The following is a 794-nucleotide window of genomic DNA, read 5'->3' as shown; positions in this document are numbered from 1 at the left end:
TTCAACTATTTATAAAAAAAGTGATTCAAGAACTATTTTAATTCCCGCTACCGTTCTAATGAAGGTGATCCGAGGCAGTCGCAGTCAAGTAAAATCGAATAACTATAAACAGCTAAATGATGCCATCCTTGAACTTAACTCAGCTAAGGTCACACTGAACTCGAAAAAATACGGTAAGTCGACATCAAAAACGATTCCAATTTTTGACAAAGTTGAGATGTTTAGACTACGCGAAGTTGGAATCAGTAAGAAAATTTTTGTCAAGCTGACTTTTAGTATCAAGTTCATGCCTTTAGTGATTGCTTGCTCTGCTTTTACGACTGTTTCATTCGATACCATAACAAACTTAAGTAACTCTTATGCGATGCGTTACTACCACTGGTGCCTTTATGAACTCAAAAAAGGAGCATCTGGAAGGTTCTCTGTTTCTGTTAGTGAAATCCGAAAGCGTTTCAAGATTGCTGATGACGAGTTTCGACATCACTTTGACTCCCGATTGATTCAAAAGCCCATTGATGACGTGATGGCGAATACAGATCTTGAGATATACATAGAAGAATTGCAGCGAGCAAGCAAAACAAAACGTCGAGCAAGGATTGAGGTTGCCACCTTTAACGTAACTCGACTACCTGAGGGTATTTAATCGAATTAGTCACTTTTAGTTCAAACCAACTAAAGTTGCCGATGATGAAGCGGCGGCAACGATGAAACAGATAAAGAAAACGGCTTGCTGCCATTCAGTTTAAATTCCCATCAAAGTTGTTATCCTTATAAAAAACACTTATGGAAAAAAT

The 794-nt window shown here is 37.9% G+C and carries 1 protein-coding gene; it reads left to right on the top strand.

Going from position 1 to position 794, the window contains the following annotated elements; genetic code table 11:
* Positions 1 to 643: replication initiation protein (locus R8O11_RS26745; RefSeq protein ID WP_318194813.1), on the top strand; the 643-nt coding region annotated here is incomplete at its 5' end.
* Positions 644 to 794 lie beyond the last annotated feature (151 nt).

The sequence above is a fragment of the Vibrio sp. 1288 genome (assembly GCF_033344475.1).
Note: the sequence above shows the minus strand (reverse complement) of the source record. Positions and strands in the feature narration are given on the sequence as shown.